The organism is Chlorogloeopsis fritschii PCC 6912, assembly GCF_000317285.1.
Lineage (GTDB): Bacteria > Cyanobacteriota > Cyanobacteriia > Cyanobacteriales > Nostocaceae > Chlorogloeopsis > Chlorogloeopsis fritschii.
The window spans coordinates 1-2,998 of record NZ_AJLN01000147.1; the positions used below are offsets into that span (position 1 = coordinate 1).

Annotated in this window: 3 protein-coding genes; 2 read left to right on the top strand and 1 reads right to left on the bottom strand. The window is 46.3% G+C overall.

Annotation, left to right across the window (positions count from 1 at the left end; all coding sequences use genetic code 11):
• Positions 1-350: 350 nt before the first annotated feature.
• Entirely contained in the window at positions 351-689 is a 339-nt protein-coding gene (locus tag UYC_RS0132880) for a helix-turn-helix transcriptional regulator (protein ID WP_016876636.1), read from the top strand.
• A 232-nt stretch (positions 690-921) separates the two neighbouring features.
• Here UYC_RS0132880 and UYC_RS0132885 read toward each other — a convergent pair whose 3' ends face one another.
• Positions 922-1,641: a polysaccharide deacetylase family protein gene (locus UYC_RS0132885; RefSeq protein WP_016876637.1), complete on the bottom strand. Its 720-nt coding sequence runs from the start codon at positions 1,639-1,641 to the stop codon at positions 922-924.
• Between the two features lie 118 nt (positions 1,642-1,759).
• Between UYC_RS0132885 and UYC_RS0132890 the strand changes: the two genes are divergently transcribed.
• The gene (locus UYC_RS0132890) at positions 1,760-2,782 is read left to right on the top strand and encodes an RnfABCDGE type electron transport complex subunit D (protein WP_016876638.1); all 1,023 of its coding nucleotides are present in this window, start codon (positions 1,760-1,762) and stop codon (positions 2,780-2,782) included.
• Positions 2,783-2,998 lie beyond the last annotated feature (216 nt).

The window sequence follows — 2,998 nt, forward strand, 5'->3', positions numbered from 1 at the left end:
TGTGTTGTTAGTCAGAGGGTGGAACCTTTTACTCCTTCAACAGGTATTGTATTTTTCAACCGTTAGGAGCTTTGTTTAGGTGCGTCTCTGTTGTTCGTTAATGAGAGCTACAAACTCAAATCTAATCATTCCGGATTGAACTGAAAATTTTTTGGAAGATGATTTTTTGTGCTCGATCTACTGTCGGATGAACCCTCCTACTTCTGTATTGAAGTAGTGGGGAGACTCACACACAATAGTTTTAACCAAAGAACTTAGGTGTCGTCAAGTGCTTGGTTAAAATCTTTGGGCGCTAGATTTTTTTGATGCTAGGATCTACCACTATAAAGTGAAGCAAAAGTGCTGTAACTGTGAAACAGAAGGCAAGACCAAGGATAGCTTTTCTGCGTGAGAAGGCAGGGTTAACCCAGTTGGAGTTGTCGCGTCTTGTAGGCGTGACAGAAAGCACTATCCAAAATTGGGAGAGTGGCAGAACAGGAACAGAACAAATAGAGCGAATTATTAAGTTTTGCAAAGCTTTGAATTGCCAAGTAGAAGATTTGATTGATTCTGTGGACGAATCACCACAACAGGCAGCCGCAAATCCTGGTTCCCTACAAGACATACATAATCTGTTAGGTACTGACGAGCCTTCATCGACTACTAATCCTGACTCAGAAGATTCTCAAAAGCGGCAAGTTAGTCATTAGTCATTGGTTAGTTAGTAGGGGAGCCAGTGCGTTGCGGAGCCAGTGCGGTGGACGGGTTCCCCGGCATAAAGGAGCCAGCGCGTTGCGCGGGTTCCCCGCGTTGTAGCGACTGGCGTCAAGTGGCGTCAACTGGCGTCGGGTTTCCCGCGTTGTAGCAACTGGCGTGCGGGTTTTGTTGATGATCTTTGGGTTAAAATCGACAATTTATCTTTTAAACCCGCCCGTACAGTAGTTAGTGGTTTACTATTCCCCTTGTTTCCCCCTCCCCGTGTCCATTTGTCCCCTTGATTTGCTGCCACAGAGTATCTATAGTTACAAATTGATAACCTCGTTGCAGGAGTAGAGGAATAAGAACTTGTGTGATTTCTGCTACGTCTTCTCCACCACAAATTCCATCGTGCAATACGACAATAGAACCATTTTTTATATCTTTAAGTACTCGTTGTACAACATTAGCTACTCCGGGTCTTACCCAATCTTCTGGTACAACGCTCCACATCACAGTTCGGTAATCCCACTGTTGGAGAAAATTCAAAGTTTTGGGTGTAAATAAACCGTTAGGAGGGCGGACATCACGTACTTGTTGAGGTTGGAGGTTACAGGCTTGATAGATAGCAACTTGGGTTTTCTCTAGGCTTTGCTTTAGCTCGTTGGGAGCGAGCATGGGAAAATTGCGATGATCGTAGCCATGCAGTCCGATCCAGTGCCCGCGATCGCATATGTCTTTTGCTATTTCTGGTGAACGGTTGACACAAGCACCCAACCAAAAGAAATTTGCTGTAATGTTGTAACGGTCTAAAACTTTTAATAGTTGCGGTGTGTATTGGGGATGAGGCCCATCATCAAACGATAAGGCAATAAATTTGGAATTGCGATCGCCTTCCCAAAGACAATTAGGAAAGCTAGGTTTGAGGATGGGGTGCAAAACCGGAAATAGAGGATAAAACTGCATCTGAACTTTATTGCTGCATTCATCTTACTTGTAACAAATTCTGTAACAGTCCCACAGTTATTGCCTTTACCCGCCTAAATTAGAACATATTTAGGGGTAAACCCTGATTTGACGGGTAATGCTGTTCCAAGATACACGTGACTATCAAATACTTTTTCTCTCTCTATTCCTAGTTTTGGGGATAGGTACAAGAGATTGGACGTTACATCCGGAATTTATAGGAGTAACAATTGCCACCTGTTTATCAACCCAATGGATATTCTTGGCGATAAATAAGTGGAGAGAAGCCTTGCAGGAAAAGAGTGGGAGAGTAGGGGAGGCAGCGCTATGGGCGGGTTCCCCTACTTGTGGCGACTGCCGTACAGTGCCTTGGGAGCGCTCTGGAGAGAGAGAGAGTGGGGGAGAGGGAGAATCTATCAAAAACATTTCCTGTGTCTGTTTGTACCCGCGTCCCCGCGTCCTCATTGTCCCCCAGTCCTCTTTCCGTAGTCCTTTGATTACTTCTTTAGGACTTAGCCTACTGTTGCGGGCTGATCATTGGACAACAATGGCTCTTGCAGCAGTAGTGGCGATCGCTAGCAAATTTGTCTTCAAAATCAGCGATAAGCATTTTTTCAATCCTGCTAATTTTGGCATTATTTCCGCCTTAGTAATAACTTCCGATGCCTGGGTTTCCCCTGGGCAATGGGGTGAGGAATGGTGGTATGGGCTGTTATTTGCCGGAACTGGGGGCATGATTCTCAAGCGGATTGGACGCTGGGATACTACAGTGGCTTTTTTGGGTGCATACGCTGGTTTAGAGGCAATCCGCAACCTGTGGTTAGGGTGGACTTGGGATGTTTACTGGCATCGCTTGATGAGTGGCTCTTTACTACTGTTTGCATTGTTCATGGTGACAGATCCGCGCTCAATTCCCAACTCAAGAATTGGACGTGTGATTTGGGCAGTAGCGATCGCCACATTGACTTTTATTTTGCGGAATTACTTCTTTCTTTCCACCGCAGTTTTTTGGGCATTATTTGTCCTGGCTCCATTCACCATCCTACTGGATCTTATTTGGCAAGCACCCCGTTTTGGATGGGAAGGTGGGGAAGGTGGAGGAGTGGGGGAGAGGGAGACAAGGGAAGTAATAAACCACTAACTACTGTACGGGCGGGTTTAAAAGATAAATTATCAGTTTGAACGGCAAGATCATCAACAAAACCCGCACGCCAGTTGCTACAACGCGGGAAACCCGACGCCAGTTGACGCCACTTGACGCCAGTCGCTACCTTCGGAAGTCGCTTCGCGCCTACAAGTCGGCACTAGACGCGAAGCGGCTTCCCGGAGGGTAGCCGCCCAACGCGCTGGCTCCTTT

Bases quoted from the DNA above. Each gene is read 5' to 3' on its own strand.
- UYC_RS0132885 (WP_016876637.1), bottom strand. From the start codon at position 1,641: ATGCAGTTTTATCCTCTATTTCCGGTTTTGCACCCCATCCTCAAACCT.
- UYC_RS0132890 (WP_016876638.1), top strand. From the start codon at position 1,760: ATGCTGTTCCAAGATACACGTGACTATCAAATACTTTTTCTCTCTCTA.